Genomic DNA, 17010 nt, shown 5'->3' on the forward strand with positions numbered 1-17010 from the left:
GGCAACATCGCCAGCGGCCCCGCTTTTGTACTATACGCTATGCCTTACTCGGCATCCTCGACCTCATACGAATCCGCCTCGGTTGGCTCATCGTTTGCCTCTGGCGCGGCCCCGCGCGCCTCGTCAAACGCCGCCTTCATGGTCTTGTTGCCCCACGTGAGTTTGCGAATGGTAAGATCGTCGGCTTTCTTGTTGGCAAGGCGCAGGTTGTTCTCGGAAGACAGCAACGCCTCCTTGGTTTTCTGCAGATGGCTAATCGTCTTGTCAATCTCATCGATTGCCGTTTGGAACTTGCGGCTCGCGATCTCGTAGTTGCGACCGAAATCATTCTTGAACTTTTCCATCTTGGCTTCGAAGTTCGTGACGTCGATATTCTGCTGCTTGTACTCCGCCAGCTCCTGCTTATAGCGCAGCGAACCCATGGCAGCGTTGCGAAGAAGCGTAATCATGGGAATGAAGAACTGCGGGCGAATCACGTACATCTTTTCATAGCGGTAGCTCACGTCGACTATCCCTGCGTTATAGAGCTCGCTCTCGGGCTCCAGCAGGGTGCAGAGCACCGCATACTCGCAGCCTTTTTGGCGACGATCATGATCGAGCTTCTTAAAGAAATCCTCGTTTTTATGCTTGGTCGCGGTCTCGTCGTTCTCGTTTTTCATCTCAAACATAATCGAAATGACCTCGTTGCCGCTCGCGTCGCACTCGCGGAAGATAAAGTCGCCCTTGGTACCCTCGGACGCATCGTTATCTTTCTCGAAGTACGCGTTAGGAAACGCCGTCATGCGCAGACGGTTAAACTCGGTCTCGCAGTGCTGCTCGAGCGACTCGCCCACCATCTTGGTGGACAGGCGGACCTTCATGTCCTTAAGGCGCTCAATCTCTTCATCCTTATAGCGAATCAGGTCATCGCTCGCGCGCTTGGCCTGCGCAAGCTCGAGCTCATGCGCCGCCTTGGCCTGTTCCTCGCGAGAATCGCGCACCGCCAGCTCGCTCGCGAGCTTGGCACGTGCCTCATCGCGCTCACGCTCCGCCGCAGCGACCGCCTCCGATAGGTTCATTTTGGCCGTCAGCTCCTGTTCGCGCAGCTGCGCGCGCAGGCCCTCGGCCTCTTGCTCGGACTGAGCCCTTGCGGCGGTAAACTTCTCTTGTACCTTCGCGCGGTAGTCAGCAAGCGTGCGCTCAGCCTCGCCGCGAGCGGCATCGATCTCACGCTGCGACTCGGCCGCAGCGGCGGCAAGCGCCATCTCCTGGGCCTTGTCCGCCGCGGCAAGCCTGGCCTGCAGCTCGGCAATCTGGGCATCACGTGCAGCTAAATCGTTTTGAGCAGCATTGCGCGCCGAAGCCTCGGCAAGCTTGGCTTCGTCATCCTTGCGTCCCAGCTGCGCACGCAAATTGTCAATCTCGCGCTGAAGCTCGGCATTCTCCTTTTGAGCGTCGGCACGGGCCTCAACCGCCGCGCGCTGGCTTGCACTCTCGCGCTCCGTGGCAGCGCCCTCGAGCTTGGCGCGCAGCTCGGCAAGCTCGGCATCGCGCTTGGCGACTTCTTGCGCCAGTTTCTGATCCGCAGTGTTCTTCTGCTCGACAAGCTGAGCGTTGCGCTGAGACTCCGCCTCCTGCAAAGCAGCCGTCGAACGCGAGCGCTCAAGCTCCAGCGCCTGCTCGCCCTCGCGCTGGACTGCCTTCACACGCTCATCCAGGTCGCGCGAAAACTCGGCATCGCGTACTTGCTTGACGATATCCGCATAGCCGGACGCATCGACCTTAAAGACTTCGCCGCAATGCGGGCACTTGATCTCGTTCATAGCAGCTCCTCGATGGACGCAAATTTCAACCGCCTACACTCTACCGCGCCACGCGGACAAAAAAGGCGCCGCTGCCATAATGGCAACGGCGCCAGAACCATGACAAAGGTGCCCGCCCCCCTTTGTCGCGGTTTATGCGGTGGTTCGAGAATTACAGTCCAAAGAAGCTAAGAATCTGATCGCGGCTTACGGGCTTGTAATCGTTGGCATCGAGGCCGACATCGTAGCGAAAAATGGGGCGCTCGCGATCGCGGTTGCGTGCGTTGGTGCGGTCTCCCCTGCTGTGGATATGTCCATGCAGCATGATGGCGCCGCGCGCCTTGCCGTTCCAGCTGAGCATGGGGTAGTGGCTCATAACCAGACGATGGCCCTTGGCATAGCCGGGGGCAATCTCCAGATAATCACGCACGTCTTCCCAAATTTGCGGCACGTCGGGATCTTCCCAATCGCCGTCATGGTTACCACGGATGAGCGTCACATTCTTGCATTCGATACGCTCGCGCAGGTGCACGGCATCCGCTAGGGGCAAACGATAGGTAAAGTCACCCAGAATGTAGAGACGGTCATCCACAGCCACGCACTCATTGATGGCATCGATGACCTTGCGATTCATCTTCTCGACCGAGCCAAACGGCCGGTCCATGTCGTGCAAGATATTCGTATCGCCCAGGTGCAGGTCGGCGGTAAACCACATCATCGTCTCTGTCCTCATTTCGCAACGTGTTCAACTCGTGCTAAGTATACAGACGCAGCGATGCGGCGGTTATCCAAAGAACCCGCCGAACAGTCCGCGGCGGCGCTTGTCTTGCTTTTTCGAAGCGTCACCCTGGGCATTCTTATCCTGCCGCTTCTTACGATCCCGCTCCAACTCATCGTCATCGAGTAGCATATCCCACCCAAACGGATCGTCTGTCAGATCGAACTGGTCGTCGTCATCAAACATGGCTGTCTCCCTTACCGATTAGCGAGCATCCACCACGTAGAGTCCAACACGCACCTGATGCCACGGGCTGCGCTCGGGAGCAACCTGTTGCACGCGGGCCTCAAATACGTCCTCATGGCCGTAATACATCATCAAGGACAGCGGGCCGACCTCGTTTCCCGGAACATAGCCGAGCTTGGTGTTGCCGTAGTAGATTGCAACCGCCTCGGAATCATGGGGATTATCGCGCTCGGCACGCAGCGTCAGCTTATCGCCCACTTTAAGATCGCCTAGGACCAAAGCGCCGTCGGCATATTGAAATCCTGCGATATGAAATGACAGAAGAACACGCGAAGGCTCGTACATGGCAGCTCCTCTAACGGCCGGATAAACCGGCGCTTAACCGTACTGAGAAGCTTACGGGCCCGTGCGGACACAAATTCATCCTGCCTGCGCCTTACGACCGTTTGTCGCTACGCCATCTGATTCTAATGCACAAACATGCGCACGAATTTGTGCTTCCAGCTTGCGTAGGGCGCATACCGAAACGGCACGTCCAGCCAGGTTGCCTTGTTCACGATGCTCTTCTTGTGGCTAAACGTATCGAAGCTCTCGCGGCCATGGTACTGCCCCATACCGCTCGCGCCCATGCCGCCAAAGCCCATATGGCTCGTAGCCAAGTGCATGATGGTGTCGTTGACGCAGCCGCCGCCAAAGGGCACGTAGCGCACAAAGCGTTGCTGAACCGAACGGTCCTGGCTAAAGATATACAGGGCCAGCGGCGTCGGACGATCCGTAATAAACGCTTCGGCCTCGTCTAGGCTCTCAAACGTCAGCACCGGCAAGATGGGACCGAAGATCTCCTCCTGCATCACGGCGTCCCCAGGCGCCACGCCGTCTAGGATCGTCGGCTCAATCTTGAGCGACGACTCGCGCGCCGTGCCTCCAAGCACGACCTTATCGGGATCGATCAGCCCGCGCGCACGCGCAAAATGCTTGGCGTTGACAATATGACCGTAGTCCTCGTTGTCGAGCGGGTGCTCGCCAAACATGCGACGGACCTCCTCCTTGATGAGACCCAACAGCTCATCGTGCACGCGCACGTCGACCAGCAGGTAGTCGGGCGCCACGCAGGTCTGGCCCACGTTGAGCCATTTACCAAATGCGATACGCCGCGCCGCGACCTTCAGGTTTGCCGTCGCATCCACGACACAGGGGCTCTTTCCGCCCAGTTCAAGCGTCACGGGCGTAAGGTTTTTACTCGCGCGCTCCATGACGAGCTTGCCAACCGGAACACTACCGGTAAAGAAGATCTTGTCCCAGCATTCATCGAGCAGCGCCTCATTCTCGGCGCGCCCGCCCTCGACAACCGTCACCAGGCACGGATCAAATGCCTCTTCACAGATTTGCTTGAGCACCGCGCTCGAAGCCGGCGCATAGGCACTCGGCTTGATGACCACGGTGTTGCCTGCAGCGAGCGCGCCGGCGAGCGGCTCGAGCGTCAGCAAAAACGGGTAGTTCCAAGGCGCCATGATGAGCGTGACGCCATAGGGCACGGCTTGCGTCTTGCACACACTAATAGCATTAGCGAGGTCACACGGACGCAGGCGCGGACGACTCCATCGAGCCACATGCGCAATCTGATGACGAATCTCGGAAAGCGACGTACCGATCTCGCACATATAGGCCTCGTCATGCGACTTACCCAAATCGGTCTTGAGCGCATGGGCGATATCGGTCTCGTGTGCCCGCACCGCCTCGCGCAGGCGCACGAGCGCACGACGTCGAGCATCGACAACAAACGTAGCGTGCGTCTTAAAGTAGGTGCGCTGATCGCCGACGATGCGCGCAATTTCCTCGGTGTTCATGGACCCTCCTAGTTCTCGTCCTCAAACATACCACCTGCAACAACTTCGTACATATGCTCGAGCTCCAGGCGGTCCATCAAAAGCGGAACGGGATACAGCGGATTGGCCTCGGCATCGGCATGTGCCGCCATTTGCGGAATATCGGAGCGGCGAATACCCGAGACATATTTGGGGATTCCCAGGGCCTCGTTCATGCGGTCGACCCAATCGATAAAGGCCTCGGCCGCAAGACTGTCCTGCGCGGTAGCCGGCGCAATGCCCGCCATGCGAGCAAGATCGGCAAGCTTGGGGGCGGCGGCGTCACCATAAACGCGAAGCATGTGCGGCAGGATAATCGCGTTGGCTAAACCGTGCGGAATTCCGTATCGGCCGCCCAGACTATGCGCGATGGCATGCACATATCCGACATAGGAGCGGGTAAACGCAACACCCGCCTTATACGCCGCCGAAAGCATATTGCGGCGCGCACGCATGTCGTCGCCATGCTCATAGGCCTCGAGCAAATTGTCGCGGATGAGCTGGACCGCCTGACGCGCCATCTTGCGCGTGTAGGGCGTGGTGCTTCGCCCGATAAAGGCCTCGACAGCATGCGTCAGGGCGTCCATGCCCGTCTGCCCCGTAATGGACGCCGGCAACCCGCGCGTAAACTCGGGGTCGTGGACTGCAAAACGCGGGATGAGCACAAAGTCGTTAATGGGGTACTTGTAGTGCGTCTCGTCATCGGTAATTACCGCCGCAAGTGTGACCTCGCTTCCCGTGCCTGCCGTGGTGGGGACGGCGATGAGCAGCGGCAGGCGACGATGAATCCGCAGCAGGCCGCGCATCTTGTTGATGGGCTTGTTTGGCTGCGCAATGCGTGCGCCTACGCCCTTGGCGCAGTCCATGGCTGATCCTCCGCCAAAGCCGATAATGGCCTGGCAGGCGCTCTCTCGATACAGGGACGCCGCCTCCTCCACATTCGAGACCGTGGGATTCGCACGCGTTTCGGCATAGACCGTAACGCCAATCCCCTGAGCCGTAAGCGCACGCTCGAGTGATGCCGTGAGTCCCAAACGTGCAATGCCGGGATCCGTCACGATAAGGACCTTCTGGATCGAGCGCTTTTGAAGCACCGCGGGCACATCCTCGGCATGCTCTAAAATGTGCGGCTCGGTATAGGGCAGGATCGGCAATGCAATGCGAAAAACCGTCTGATATGTTCGGCACCAGGCACGACGGGCTAGATGCATAAAGGAAACTCCTTCATTTGTTGATAGGTCAACATTTGCTCGCCCGATTGTACTCATCGGCGTCCGTATATGACTTGCAAACCGTTAATCAATTAACATCTTCACATGCATAAAATTATTTTATTAAAAATCATTCCTAATAGGCTTCACATTTGGTTGCATTTATGGATAATAGAACTCGTCAAGACGCGCGTCCGGAGAGGGCCCTTATGGGACCGGACGAGCGCACAATCGCCATCGATCGAAAGGATCGAATCATGAAGTTTGTTTGCCCCGTTTGCGGTTATGTGGAAGAGTTCGACGGCGACCAGCTGCCCGAGGACTTCAAGTGCCCCCAGTGCGGCGTTCCCGGTTCTCGTTTCCTGAAGCAGGAGGAGGGCCAGCTCGAGTGGGCTGCCGAGCACGTCGTGGGCGTCGCCAAGATGGAGGGCGTCTCCGAGGACATCGTTGCCGACCTGCGCGCCAACTTTGAGGGCGAGTGCTCCGAGGTCGGTATGTACCTGGCCATGGCTCGCGTCGCTCATCGCGAGGGTTACCCCGAGATCGGCCTGTACTGGGAGAAGGCTGCCCACGAGGAGGCCGAGCACGCCGCTAAGTTCGCCGAGCTCCTGGGCGAGGTCGTGACCGACTCCACCAAGAAGAACCTCGAGATGCGCGTTGAGGCCGAGAACGGCGCCACCGCCGGCAAGACCGATCTTGCCAAGCGCGCCAAGGCCGCTGGTCTCGATGCCATCCACGACACCGTGCACGAGATGGCACGCGACGAGGCTCGCCACGGCAAGGCTTTCGCCGGCCTGCTCAAGCGCTACTTTGGCTAAGCCAGCCGCCTGAGAGATAATCTTTAGCTCGATAAGGCCCGGACCGTATTGGTTCGGGCCTTTTTGCGTCTCGAGGGCTCGTTAACGCCCTGAAATAGGACCGCCTTAGGCATCGGCTTCTCGTCAAAAACTAAGTGAGTAGACTTTTTGGAACTTGCCGAGCACACCATCCATATTGCTTTATAAAGCCGCAGGTAAATGACTTGTTGCAAAACGGCCTGGTCACCAAAGTTCCAAAAGTCTACTCACTTAGAACCGCAGCCGTCCACGATCGAGCAGTTTTGCGTCTAACGGGCATCTTTCCGTCGATTACTCCCAATTTTGTCCAGTCAACGAATAGTTCAGACCGGAGTAATGTCTCAGCCCTTTGCTCATCTGAGCTTTTATCACGATATTCAGCATCGAGCATCCTGCATACGGCCTTAACGACGGCGCGGAATCTATCCTCATCGAATATCTGTCTGTGTGTCAGGAGAAGTACATCGTAGCCCATGGCCTGAAGGGCCGTCATGCGGTCAGCGTCACGCAAACCATCCCCTGCGCGTCCGTGCGAGGCCTTTCCCTGACATTCAATGGCCACCTGTCGCCTGCCGTCCGGCGAAGAAAGAAGTAGGTCGATATATACACGGGACTTTCCCACAATCGCTCGAGCACTTGTGCTTAGCGTCACTTCGACATTGAGCTCTATGCCGCAAAACCCCTCGCCTCCCAGGGCTCGCGGCAGTCCAAGCAACAAATACGCCTCGACCTCAAAAGGCGACGCGGCACCCAATGGAACAAGTTGCGATACCGCCATAAATCTATTGCCGTAACGCATCCCGCAAACATCTGAACAAAAACGGTCAAGGTCTCTACCCAAAACCAAAGCGTCTCGGCGCCATAAATTTGAAGCGATGCCGTCCTCGGACGGGCAGCGCACCCAACCGAACGTTGTCGAAATCGCACCCGAATCAATTGCACGCGTAAGCTCCGCCTCAAGTGCCGCCGGCAGAGCGCACACCGCAAACAAGCCACACATCTCCGCCAATACCAAAAGAAGCTGAAGGTCCGTCAGATGCCGCGACATGATGAATGCCGTCAGTAGAGGAGACGTAATCAAAAATCCATGCTCCGTTTCCAGCACGGATTCCCTGGGGAGCTCGCCAAGGAACAGCCGCTGCCTAATGCTGGCCGGGCAAGTCCGCTTGCTTCTCGTCCGAACCAATGTATACAACGGAAAGCCAAGCACAACCGCAGCCGTCGGGTTACGGGCAAGGTCATATCGCTGCCGGTCTTCTTCCGGCCGCGGAAGCGGCGGACACAACGCGCGGACTTGAGGGGGCAAACGCCAGTACCTAAAAGCCGATATGTCACAAAGTAGATCTTTCATAGACACAGGAAAACACGAATTTCAACCCAGTCAGTCACGCATTGGCGCGAACGCACCAAAAATGGCACCGAACGGACTGTCAAGTTTTCAACAGCCCTCCCCAACTGACCAAAAGCTTGCCGAAAGCTGGACGAAGCCCTGTTGAAAACCCTATTTTTTCTTATGCAGAAACTTTGCGCGGCAAGTGAGTAGACTTTTTTGAGCATCCCGAGCAGGCCGGTCATCCTGCTTTTCAAAACCGCAGGTAGATAGCTTGTTACAAAACTGCCTGATCGCCAAAGTGCCAAAAGTCTACTCACTTAGATTGCAGAGTTCCCCAATGAGCTGCAATTCCAAGGTATTTAGCACTTTTGGACTCAGATCGTCATACTGGACAAGAATTTGACTTGAGTTTTCAGGGGCAGATGCGCCATCGGCACACCAATAACAGTCACTGATATCGACAAAAGGGATACTCGAGCGCGTGAGGGCCCGCACAAAAGAGCTTCCACCCGCTCCGCGCTCCGCAACCACGGTGCAGTAAAGGCCCGCGTCCGCATGTTCGATTGAGACCTCCCCCGCCGGAAACGCCTTCCGCACAAGCGCCGCCAGGCCATCACGCGCCTCGCGAGCACGAACGCGCACGCGATTCACATGTCGCTCGTAATCACCCGATTCCAGCAAACGCGCCAAAGCGACCTGGTCAACAGAGCTCACCGACGAAGCGTAAAAACCAAGGTTGCGCCTAAACCGCTCCATTAGCTCATCGGGCAGCACCATGTACGCTAGACGCAACGCAGATGACAGGCTCTTCGAAAACGTGTTGGTGTAGATAACCGACTGGGCGGCATCGATCGACGTGAGCGCGGGAATCGGCTTGCCGGCAAGGCGAAACTCACAATCAAAGTCATCTTCGATGAGATACCGACCTGGTCGCTCTGCGGCCCAGCTCAGCAGCGCATAGCGACGCGCAATGCTCGTCACCAGGCCGGTCGGATACTGATGGGACGGCATCAGGTGAAGGACATCGGTCCCACTTTTCTGCAGAGTACTCAAGTCCACGCCGCCATCATCCAACGGGATATGCCGAACGTTGCAACCCATAGCCTGATAGATGCGCGTCAGGCGCAAATATCCCGGATCCTCAACGGCATACACCTTGTCGGCTCCAAGTAACTGAACCAACATGGTATCGAGCAGCTGGGCGCCCGCACCGATAACGATGTTGTCGGGATCGATATTCATGCCCCTCGTCCCACGCAGATGGTGAGCGATAGCGCGTCGTAGCCGAGCGGTGCCCTGTGCCGGTGCGGGCGAAAAGATCTCGCGCTCGTCTTCGGATGTCAACGTCGCCCGCAGTGCGCTTTGCCAAAGCCGCGCCGCCTCCAAAGCGGAAGGAGAGAGCGGGGCGAATTGCTCGGTCCGTCCGTTGACATCATGCGCGCTGGGGCCCACAGAGACGGTATCTCGGTCGATGCCCCCCGCAGCCAAAGGCAAAACCGGTGCATCCGAAAGCTCGCAAGCGTAGTAGCCACGCCGCGGCTTTGAGCAAATATAGCCCTCGGCAAGTAACTGGCTATATGCATTCTCGATGGTAATGACACTGATTCCCAGATGACTGGCAAAGGCGCGCTTAGACGGCAAATGCTCCCCCGCCGCAATGCGTCCAGCTACGATATCATCTCGAATTTGCTGGTAAACATACTCGTAGAGCGATGCCTCGCCGCGTTTTTCCAAATTGTAGTCAAGCATGAATTTGTCACCTGACCTTATTAAGTCATTCAATCTGGTATTAGTCTGACCTTGTTATTATCTCGAAAACTGAGTATTTCGCCATACCCAGCTCCCCGATAGGATGTTCCGTCAAGCAATGCACATGCCAACCAAGGGAGCAACCATGGCAGAACAGACCAGCAAGGCCGATCGCGTCAAACTCAACCGCGAACTCGCGCAGATGCTCAAGGGCGGCGTCATCATGGACGTCACCACGCCCGAGCAGGCGCGCATCGCCGAGGAGGCAGGCGCCTGCGCCGTCATGGCTCTCGAGCGCATCCCGGCCGACATCCGCGCCGCAGGCGGTGTGTCGCGCATGAGCGACCCCAAGATGATCAAGGGCATCCAAGAGGCCGTCTCCATCCCCGTCATGGCCAAGTGCCGCATCGGTCACATCGTCGAGGCGCAGGTCCTTCAAGCCATCGAGATCGACTACATCGATGAATCCGAGGTTCTCTCCCCCGCCGACGATGTCTATCACATCGACAAGACCCAGTTTGACGTCCCGTTTGTCTGCGGTGCCCGCGACCTGGGCGAGGCGCTGCGCCGTGTTGCCGAGGGCGCCACGATGATCCGCACCAAGGGCGAGCCGGGCACGGGCGACGTGGTCCAGGCCGTGCGCCACATGCGCAAGATCCAAAAGCAGATCCGCGACGTTGTTGCCCTGCGCGATGATGAGCTCTTTGAGGCAGCCAAGCAGCTGCAGGTTCCGGTCGAGCTGGTGCGCGAGGTCCATGCCACGGGCAGGCTTCCCGTCGTGAACTTTGCCGCCGGCGGCGTAGCGACCCCCGCCGACGCCGCGCTGATGATGCAGCTGGGCGCCGAAGGCGTCTTTGTGGGCTCGGGCATCTTTAAGAGCGGCGACCCGGCCAAGCGCGCCGCCGCCATCGTCAAGGCCGTGGCCAACTTCACCGACGCCAAGCTCATCGCTGAGCTTTCGGAGGACCTGGGCGAGGCCATGGTGGGCATCAACGCCGACGAAATTGAGATCATCATGGAGGAGCGCGGGCGCTAGTCCAGCAGAAAGGATCGCACATGAGCGATTACGCAGACCAGACGGTCGCCGTGCTGGCGGTCCAAGGTGCTTTTGCCGAGCACGAGGCGAGGCTATCCGAGCTGGGCGCACACTGTATTGAGCTGAGGCAGGCGGCTGATTTGAAGCAGGACTTTGACCGTCTGGTACTTCCCGGCGGCGAGTCTACCGTTCAAGGGAAGCTGCTTGATGAGTTGGGCATGCTCGAGGAGCTTCGCGCCCGTATCGCTGAAGGCATGCCCGTCCTGGGCACCTGCGCCGGCCTGATTCTGCTGGCTCACGACCTTGCCGCCCATGACGATAAGGGCACGCCGCGTTTGGCAACCATGGATGTACTTGTCGAGCGCAATGCCTACGGCAGGCAGCTCGGCAGTTTTCGAACCAAGGGGCAGGTAGCCGGCATCGACGGTGAAGTGCCGCTGACGTTTATCCGCGCGCCCCGCATCGTCGAGGTCCACGGCGACGCCAAGGCCTTAGCGAAAGTCGACGGGCGCATCGTCGCCGCCCGCCAGGGCAACCAGCTCGGCGTAACCTTCCACCCCGAACTCGATGAAGACACCCGCCTCCACGAACTGTTCCTACAAATGTAGGCATCGAAATCAACAAACAAAACGAGAGTGGATACTCTCCCACTTTAAGCTTGAATGCAGGCTCAAACCGGGAGAGCATCCACTCTCGTGCTATGTAGTCGTTGGGGACGTTCTTAAACGACTAGTCAAACAAGAACGTCCCCAACGACTACATTGCGATAGACGACCACGTTTGCCCAGATAAAACCGACCAAAATAAACCTGCCCCTTTTTGGCATCCCTTTTTTGCAGATTTGGACTATGGGAACGCCGATGCTTTGGCAACGCCAGCGAGCGCCGCCCAGGGCGAACAAGTTGGCATGAAAAAGGCAAGGCATAGACCTTCTGGTCATACCTTGCCTTTTGAATGACAAATTGTCGCCCTGGGTGGCGCGCAGCGTCAACTAGTTACGCGGTTCGTAGAACCGCGTAACCCCTAAAAGCGGTTGCCGCGGAAGCCGCCGCCGTTGCGGCCGCCACGATCGCCACCGCGACCGCCGCGGTCGTTACCACGGTTGCCGCCGAAGCCGCCACGGTTGCCACCGCGGTCGCCATAGCCACCACGGTTGCCGCCAAAGCCGCCGCGACCGCCACGGTCGCCGCCACGGTCACCAAAGCCGCCACGGCCACCGCGATCGCCACCGCGACCGCCACGGTCGCCACCACGGCCACCGCGATCGCCAAAGCCGCCGCGACCGCCACGGTCGCCGCCACGACCACCGCGATCGTCACGGCCGCCGCGAGGACCGCGGTCCTCGTCCAGGCCCATGGCGACGAGCGGAGCAATAACCTTATCGAGAGCGGCCATCAGCTCGGTGGCCTCCTCGTAAGAAAGCTCGGGCAGGAGCTTCTCCTTCTTGTTGGCAAGCTCGACCAGGCCCTCAGCGGCATCCTCGGCAGCGAAGACGACGATCTTGCGCATATCGCCCTCGGCGTCGTCGATGCGGCCGACCAGATCGGCAGCCTCTGCCTCGGCCATCAGGCCATCGAGCTCACGAAGGCGCATGCCCAGCAGGTCGGACATTTCCTTCTGCTCCATCTTGGGCTTGAGGTCAAGAAGCTTGATGGCGCGCTCGATGTTCGCCATGCGCTCGGCCTTGGCCTCCTCCTCCTTGGAAATAGCAAAGCGACGGCTACGCAGCAGGCGGGCGGCCTTCTGCATCTTGTCCATCAGCTCTTCGTCATCGTAATCAACGGCGGCCTCGACAACCTCGGCCTCCTCCTCGGCGGAAACCTCGTCAGCAGCCTCAACCTCGGCAGCTTCGGTCTCCACGGTCTCGACTGCCTCTACCTCGGCAGCCATGGTCTCGTTCTCGGTCTCGTTCATGATCTCTTCGTTCTCGGACATGAGACTCCTTCTTGGCCCTCTCGGGCATCATCGCCCCATTCGCGGGGCCCGTCGCGCACTCTTTGCGCTTTAAACATTCATGCCTCTCGGCAAAACGTCCATTAGTTTATGGTCTTGCCCGCCAATCTAGCTGCAGAATCTATGTGCACACATTAATGCGACATGTCGCGGTATCATGGCCTGAACCAAACGTGTCCACCCTAAGGAGCCCGCCATGATTAAGCCCATCATGAAATCCGAGTTCTTTTTGCGCCTGCCTTCTGAAGACGCCGGCCCAGAAGATGCCACGACCGGACAGGATCTTCTGGATACGCTCCACGAGCATGAGCACGAGTGCGTGGGCCTCGCCGCCAACATGATCGGCGTGCGCAAACGCATCATCTGCGTAAAGGACGGCAACAGGGCGCTCCTGATGTACAACCCGCAAATTCTTGAGCAGGTCAATGCCTATCAAACGAGCGAAGGATGCCTCTCGCTGATCGGCGAGCGTCCCTGTACCCGCTATCGCCGCATTAAGGTTGAGTATTTGGACGAGAACTTCGTCCACCGCATCAAAAACTTCTCGGGCTACACCGCCGAGATCATCCAACACGAAATCGACCACTGCCAAGGAATCGTAATCTAGTTCCGCCGATTCAAGAAAGCTCCCTGCAGCAAAACAACTGCAGGGAGCTTTTCATAGTGCGGAACTTCTATCCCACTAGCTCTGGCGGTAATGATCGAAGAAGTCGGCGAGGTCTTCGAGCGACTCTTTGAGCACTTCCATGCGCGGCAGATACACGATACGGAAGTGGTCGGGCTCGCCCCAGTTAAAGCCGCCGCCGCGCGTAATGAGGATCTTCTTCTCGTGCAGCAGGTCGAGGGCAAACTGCTCGTCATCGGTGATGTTGAACTTCTTCACATCCATCTTGGGGAAGATGTAGAACGCCGCGCGCGGCTTGACCACCGAGATGCCGTCAATCTTGCTGAGTGCCTCATACACAAAGTTGCGCTGCTCGTAGACACGGCCGCCGGGACGGATGTAGTCGTTAACGGACTGATGGCCACCGAGTGCCGTCTGAACGATCGACTGAGCCGGCACGTTGGAGCACAGGCGCATGTTGGAGAGCATGTTGATGCCCATGATAAAGTCGCTCATGCAGCGCTGGTTGCCCGAAAGCACCATCCAGCCAATACGATAGCCCGCGATCATGTGCGACTTGGAAAGGCCGCTAAAGGTGACGCAGGGCAGATCGGGAGCGAGCGAGGCAATCGAGACGTGCTCGTAGCCGTCCATGCACAGGCGGTCGTAGATCTCATCGGCAAAGATCATCAGCTGATGCCTGCGTGCAACCTCGACGATGCCCTCGAGTACCTCGCGCGGATAGACGGAGCCCGTGGGGTTGTTGGGGTTGATGATGACGAGGGCCTTGGTCGCGCTCGTGATCTTGGACTCCATATCCTGCAGATCGGGATACCAATCGGCCTGCTCATCACACAGATAGTGCACAGGATGTCCACCGGCAAGGGTTGCGCACGCCGTCCAGAGCGGATAGTCGGGGCTGGGGATCAGAATCTCGTCGCCGTTGTCGAGCAGCGCGTTCATCGAAAGCTGAATGAGCTCGGACACGCCGTTGCCCGTGTAGATATGCTCCATCTGAACGTTGGGCAGGCCCTTGATCTGCGAATACTGCATGATCGCCTTGCGCGCGGAGAACAGACCGCGCGAGTTGGAATAACCTTCGCAGTCGGGCAGCTGCTGACGCATGTCCTTAATGACCTCATCGGGCGTGCGGAAACCGAAGGGCGCCGGGTTGCCGATATTGAGCTTGAGGATGCGCTCGCCCTCGTCCTCCATACGGGCAGCCTCGTCGACGACGGGACCGCGCACGTCATACAGGACGTTATCGAGCTTGGTGGATTTAGAAAAAGTACGCATGGTGGTGCTCCTTGGAATTTGAGCTGAGGGATGGGGTTCGGACTTGGCAGCGTTACGGGGAGATGACGTCTCGCCTTGATTGGCGTCACCGGCAAGCAGCCAGGTAACATCGACCTCCAAAATGCGAGCGAGCAGCTCTGCCACATCGCGCCGCGGGATCGTCTTGCCGCTCACATATTGGCTCATCTGACTCTTGCCGAGTTTTTTGCCGAGCATCTCCGATGCGCGGATTACGTCCGACTGGCGAACGTCGCGATCGGACATGGTCTGTCGCAGGCGATCGCTAAACGTCTCTTGGGCCACTAGAACCTCCTTGCTGGCAAAGTTCAATTTATAGAACACGAATTGAACCTGAGTTCAATTTAGGCAGCAGTATAGCGCGGCGCATTATCCGGAAGTTCAATTTCACAAGAAAATGTACCGAACCCCGAGAATTGTCCCAAAGCGGACAATGACGTGTACACGTTTAGAGGTATTCAAGGAATCGAGCGGCCGCGAGCGAAACGTCAGCGGTGCGGTATATGGCGTTGATCTGCCGATGGGGATGCCCCTCGAGCGGACGCACGGCGACATCGAACTGGCAGCGCCGCAAGATGAGCGCCGGAAGAATGCTCACGCCCAGGCCGTCCTCGACCATAGCCATAATCGCATAGTCATCCCAGGTCGACAGCTTAGAACGCACCGCCAGGCCCGCGCGGCGAAACAACGGCGTAATCTCGTCGTCGCTACCGCGTTCCAGCAGAATAAACTGCTCGTTTGCCAAATCGGCAAGGGAAACGACCTCCGCGGTGGCAAGCGAGGAGTCCGCTGGCACCACGGCCATCAGCTCGTCTTGCACCAACGGCCGCGACGCCATGCCGGTGCCGCGTGGCTCGCGCGGGATAAAGCCCAGGTCGCAGCGGCCTTCCGCCACCCATTGCTCAATCTCTGAGTAATCACCCATCAACAGCTCGTAATCGACATCCGGGTGATCGGCGCGAAACCGCGCGATCACCGGCGGCAACACATGGGTCGCCACACTCGAAAACGTACCGATACAGATCTTGCCACGCATGAGCCCTCGCATCTCGTCCACGCGTCGCTGCAGACGGCCAAACTCTTCGCATAACGCCTCGACCGCCGGCATGACCTGCCGCCCGTCGGCAGAAAGCACTACGCCCTCGCGGCTTCTATCGAGCACTTTAAAGCCCCAGTCGGCCTCGAGATCGGCCACCATACGGCTCACGCCCGACTGCGAATAGCTTAGCCGCTCGGCGGCGCGCGTAAAACTGCCGGCGCGTACGGTCTCGAGCAGCACCTGCATCTTTTGAATATTCGTTTCCACGGCACCCCTCCACCTTTGCATGAGTTTTTCTCATGCTATCCATGCATTATATTCGCTTTTCTTCTAAAGCCAGTTCACCCATAGTGAACATGCTCGGATATAGAGGGGATGTCAGCGCATGAACAACGGACTGTTTACGTACTTAGCAGCATTGCTATTGTTTGGTTCCAACGGCATCATCGCCGCTGCCATCGCGCTGCCGAGCTCCGATATCGTGCTACTACGCACGTTTTTGGGCGCACTCTCGCTTGTCACCGTCCTCGCCATCACCCAACGCCATAAGTTGCAGGCGCCATCTCGCCCCCGCGAAGCCGCAGCCCTCCTCCTCTCGGGAGCCGCACTGGGCGCCAGCTGGATTTTTCTATTCCGCGCCTACCAGACGATCGGCGTCGGCATATCCTCGCTGCTGTACTACTGCGGCCCTATCATTGTCATGGCGCTCTCCCCGCTCATCTTTGGCGAAAAGCTGACCGGTGGCAAAATCGCCGGGTTTATCGCCGTCGCCTGCGGCGCTTTTCTCATTGCAGCGCAAGGTTTAGGCGGCAACATGCCCATTGCGGGCATCGTCTGCGGCATCGCCTCGGCATTTTGCTATGCACTGATGGTCATCGCTAGCAAGGGCGCGCCACACATCGAAGGCCTCGAAAACTCCACGCTCCAGGTGAGCGCCGCCTTTGTGACCGCACTGGCCCTCACGCTCATCACGCAGGGCGCTCCCTCGTTTTTCTCCCCCAGCATCGCCGCAGGCATCGATTGGCGCGCCGTCGCTATGCTCGGCGTCGTCAACACCGGCATCGGTTGCCTGCTCTACTTTAGCGCCGTCGCCAAACTGCCTGTGCAGACCGTCGCCGTCGTCGGCTACCTTGAGCCGCTTTCGGCCGTCGTGTTCTCGGCCGTCCTTTTGGGCGAAACCATAACACCGGTCCGCCTGATGGGCGCCGCGCTTATCATCGGCGGCGCGATTTTTTGCGAACTCGCCGGCAAACGCGCAAACATCAAGGCCGGCATCGCCCAGACAGCACGTGCTTAATAGCCCCTGCTCTGAAATGCTACCTGCG

Annotated in this window: 16 protein-coding genes; 5 read left to right on the forward strand and 11 right to left on the reverse strand. The window is 58.5% G+C overall.

From position 1 onward, the window contains the following. Nucleotides 1-44 precede the first annotated feature (44 nt). The 6 genes from I2D57_RS07480 to I2D57_RS07505 all read right to left on the reverse strand — a co-directional run bounded on the left by I2D57_RS07480 (nucleotide 45) and on the right by I2D57_RS07505 (nucleotide 5821). On the reverse strand, nucleotides 45-1802 hold the full coding sequence (locus tag I2D57_RS07480) for a DUF2130 domain-containing protein (RefSeq protein WP_195362025.1): 1758 nt from the start codon (nucleotides 1800-1802) through the stop codon (nucleotides 45-47). A gap of 151 nt (nucleotides 1803-1953) precedes the next feature. Further along, a complete protein-coding gene (locus tag I2D57_RS07485) occupies nucleotides 1954-2499 on the reverse strand; it encodes a metallophosphoesterase (RefSeq protein ID WP_229055686.1) in 546 nt (181 codons plus the stop codon). A gap of 66 nt (nucleotides 2500-2565) precedes the next feature. Continuing rightward, nucleotides 2566-2745 (reverse strand): hypothetical protein, encoded by a 180-nt coding sequence (locus I2D57_RS07490; protein ID WP_195362027.1) that lies wholly within the window; start codon nucleotides 2743-2745, stop codon nucleotides 2566-2568. A gap of 18 nt (nucleotides 2746-2763) precedes the next feature. Continuing rightward, the gene (locus tag I2D57_RS07495) at nucleotides 2764-3090 is read right to left on the reverse strand and encodes an HIRAN domain-containing protein (protein ID WP_195362028.1); all 327 of its coding nucleotides are present in this window, start codon (nucleotides 3088-3090) and stop codon (nucleotides 2764-2766) included. A gap of 122 nt (nucleotides 3091-3212) precedes the next feature. After that, nucleotides 3213-4592, reverse strand: a complete 1380-nt coding sequence (locus I2D57_RS07500; RefSeq protein WP_195362029.1) for an aldehyde dehydrogenase — start codon at nucleotides 4590-4592, stop codon at nucleotides 3213-3215. Between the two features lie 8 nt (nucleotides 4593-4600). After that, nucleotides 4601-5821 (reverse strand): iron-containing alcohol dehydrogenase, encoded by a 1221-nt coding sequence (locus I2D57_RS07505; protein ID WP_195362030.1) that lies wholly within the window; start codon nucleotides 5819-5821, stop codon nucleotides 4601-4603. 257 nt (nucleotides 5822-6078) lie between these two features. Here I2D57_RS07505 and I2D57_RS07510 point away from each other — a divergent pair, with 257 nt between their 5' ends. Further along, nucleotides 6079-6639 carry a ferritin family protein gene (locus tag I2D57_RS07510; RefSeq protein ID WP_022094328.1) on the forward strand — a complete coding sequence of 187 codons (561 nt, stop codon included), beginning with the start codon at nucleotides 6079-6081 and terminating at the stop codon, nucleotides 6637-6639. A gap of 241 nt (nucleotides 6640-6880) precedes the next feature. On the opposite strand, the gene I2D57_RS07515 is transcribed toward I2D57_RS07510, so the two are convergent. Further along, a complete protein-coding gene (locus I2D57_RS07515; RefSeq protein WP_195362031.1) occupies nucleotides 6881-7762 on the reverse strand; it encodes a hypothetical protein in 882 nt (293 codons plus the stop codon). A 537-nt stretch (nucleotides 7763-8299) separates the two neighbouring features. Further along, complete coding sequence (pdxR, locus tag I2D57_RS07520) at nucleotides 8300-9739, reverse strand: MocR-like pyridoxine biosynthesis transcription factor PdxR (RefSeq protein WP_195362032.1); 1440 nt, start codon at nucleotides 9737-9739, stop codon at nucleotides 8300-8302. A gap of 145 nt (nucleotides 9740-9884) precedes the next feature. Here pdxR and pdxS point away from each other — a divergent pair, with 145 nt between their 5' ends. Further along, nucleotides 9885-10775 (forward strand): pyridoxal 5'-phosphate synthase lyase subunit PdxS, encoded by an 891-nt coding sequence (gene pdxS / locus I2D57_RS07525; RefSeq protein ID WP_195362033.1) that lies wholly within the window; start codon nucleotides 9885-9887, stop codon nucleotides 10773-10775. Between the two features lie 20 nt (nucleotides 10776-10795). After that, nucleotides 10796-11383: a pyridoxal 5'-phosphate synthase glutaminase subunit PdxT gene (pdxT, locus tag I2D57_RS07530; RefSeq protein WP_195362034.1), complete on the forward strand. Its 588-nt coding sequence runs from the start codon at nucleotides 10796-10798 to the stop codon at nucleotides 11381-11383. A gap of 415 nt (nucleotides 11384-11798) precedes the next feature. On the opposite strand, the gene I2D57_RS07535 is transcribed toward pdxT, so the two are convergent. Further along, entirely contained in the window at nucleotides 11799-12710 is a 912-nt protein-coding gene (locus tag I2D57_RS07535) for a hypothetical protein (protein WP_035137032.1), read from the reverse strand. Nucleotides 12711-12924: 214 nt separating this feature from the next. Between I2D57_RS07535 and I2D57_RS07540 the strand changes: the two genes are divergently transcribed. Beyond that, nucleotides 12925-13335: a peptide deformylase gene (locus I2D57_RS07540; protein ID WP_195362035.1), complete on the forward strand. Its 411-nt coding sequence runs from the start codon at nucleotides 12925-12927 to the stop codon at nucleotides 13333-13335. Between the two features lie 75 nt (nucleotides 13336-13410). Here the strand turns inward: I2D57_RS07540 and I2D57_RS07545 are convergent, their stop codons facing one another. Together I2D57_RS07545 and I2D57_RS07550 are read right to left on the reverse strand one after the other, a co-directional pair. Next, a complete protein-coding gene (locus I2D57_RS07545; RefSeq protein WP_324249217.1) occupies nucleotides 13411-14892 on the reverse strand; it encodes an aminotransferase class I/II-fold pyridoxal phosphate-dependent enzyme in 1482 nt (493 codons plus the stop codon). A 202-nt stretch (nucleotides 14893-15094) separates the two neighbouring features. After that, nucleotides 15095-15952 (reverse strand): LysR family transcriptional regulator, encoded by an 858-nt coding sequence (locus tag I2D57_RS07550; protein WP_271748808.1) that lies wholly within the window; start codon nucleotides 15950-15952, stop codon nucleotides 15095-15097. A gap of 118 nt (nucleotides 15953-16070) precedes the next feature. On the opposite strand from I2D57_RS07550, the gene I2D57_RS07555 reads away from it, so the two are divergent. Next, nucleotides 16071-16982, forward strand: coding sequence for a DMT family transporter (locus tag I2D57_RS07555; RefSeq protein ID WP_195362037.1), 912 nt, complete (start codon nucleotides 16071-16073; stop codon nucleotides 16980-16982). Nucleotides 16983-17010 lie beyond the last annotated feature (28 nt).

Origin of the sequence: Collinsella aerofaciens, assembly GCF_015553355.1 — a bacterium.
GTDB classification, from domain to species: domain Bacteria; phylum Actinomycetota; class Coriobacteriia; order Coriobacteriales; family Coriobacteriaceae; genus Collinsella; species Collinsella aerofaciens_V.

Excerpts from the sequence above, each read along its gene's own strand:
- I2D57_RS07480 (WP_195362025.1), bottom strand. The coding sequence starts at position 1,802 with ATGAACGAGATCAAGTGCCCGCATTGCGGCGAAGTCTTTAAGGTCGAT.
- I2D57_RS07485 (WP_229055686.1), bottom strand. The coding sequence starts at position 2,499 with ATGATGTGGTTTACCGCCGACCTGCACCTGGGCGATACGAATATCTTG.
- I2D57_RS07490 (WP_195362027.1), bottom strand. The coding sequence starts at position 2,745 with ATGTTTGATGACGACGACCAGTTCGATCTGACAGACGATCCGTTTGGG.
- I2D57_RS07495 (WP_195362028.1), bottom strand. The coding sequence starts at position 3,090 with ATGTACGAGCCTTCGCGTGTTCTTCTGTCATTTCATATCGCAGGATTT.
- I2D57_RS07500 (WP_195362029.1), bottom strand. The coding sequence starts at position 4,592 with ATGAACACCGAGGAAATTGCGCGCATCGTCGGCGATCAGCGCACCTAC.
- I2D57_RS07505 (WP_195362030.1), bottom strand. The coding sequence starts at position 5,821 with ATGCATCTAGCCCGTCGTGCCTGGTGCCGAACATATCAGACGGTTTTT.
- I2D57_RS07510 (WP_022094328.1), top strand. The coding sequence starts at position 6,079 with ATGAAGTTTGTTTGCCCCGTTTGCGGTTATGTGGAAGAGTTCGACGGC.
- pdxR (WP_195362032.1), bottom strand. The coding sequence starts at position 9,739 with ATGCTTGACTACAATTTGGAAAAACGCGGCGAGGCATCGCTCTACGAG.
- pdxS (WP_195362033.1), top strand. The coding sequence starts at position 9,885 with ATGGCAGAACAGACCAGCAAGGCCGATCGCGTCAAACTCAACCGCGAA.
- pdxT (WP_195362034.1), top strand. The coding sequence starts at position 10,796 with ATGAGCGATTACGCAGACCAGACGGTCGCCGTGCTGGCGGTCCAAGGT.
- I2D57_RS07535 (WP_035137032.1), bottom strand. The coding sequence starts at position 12,710 with ATGTCCGAGAACGAAGAGATCATGAACGAGACCGAGAACGAGACCATG.
- I2D57_RS07540 (WP_195362035.1), top strand. The coding sequence starts at position 12,925 with ATGATTAAGCCCATCATGAAATCCGAGTTCTTTTTGCGCCTGCCTTCT.
- I2D57_RS07545 (WP_324249217.1), bottom strand. The coding sequence starts at position 14,892 with ATGTCCGATCGCGACGTTCGCCAGTCGGACGTAATCCGCGCATCGGAG.
- I2D57_RS07555 (WP_195362037.1), top strand. The coding sequence starts at position 16,071 with ATGAACAACGGACTGTTTACGTACTTAGCAGCATTGCTATTGTTTGGT.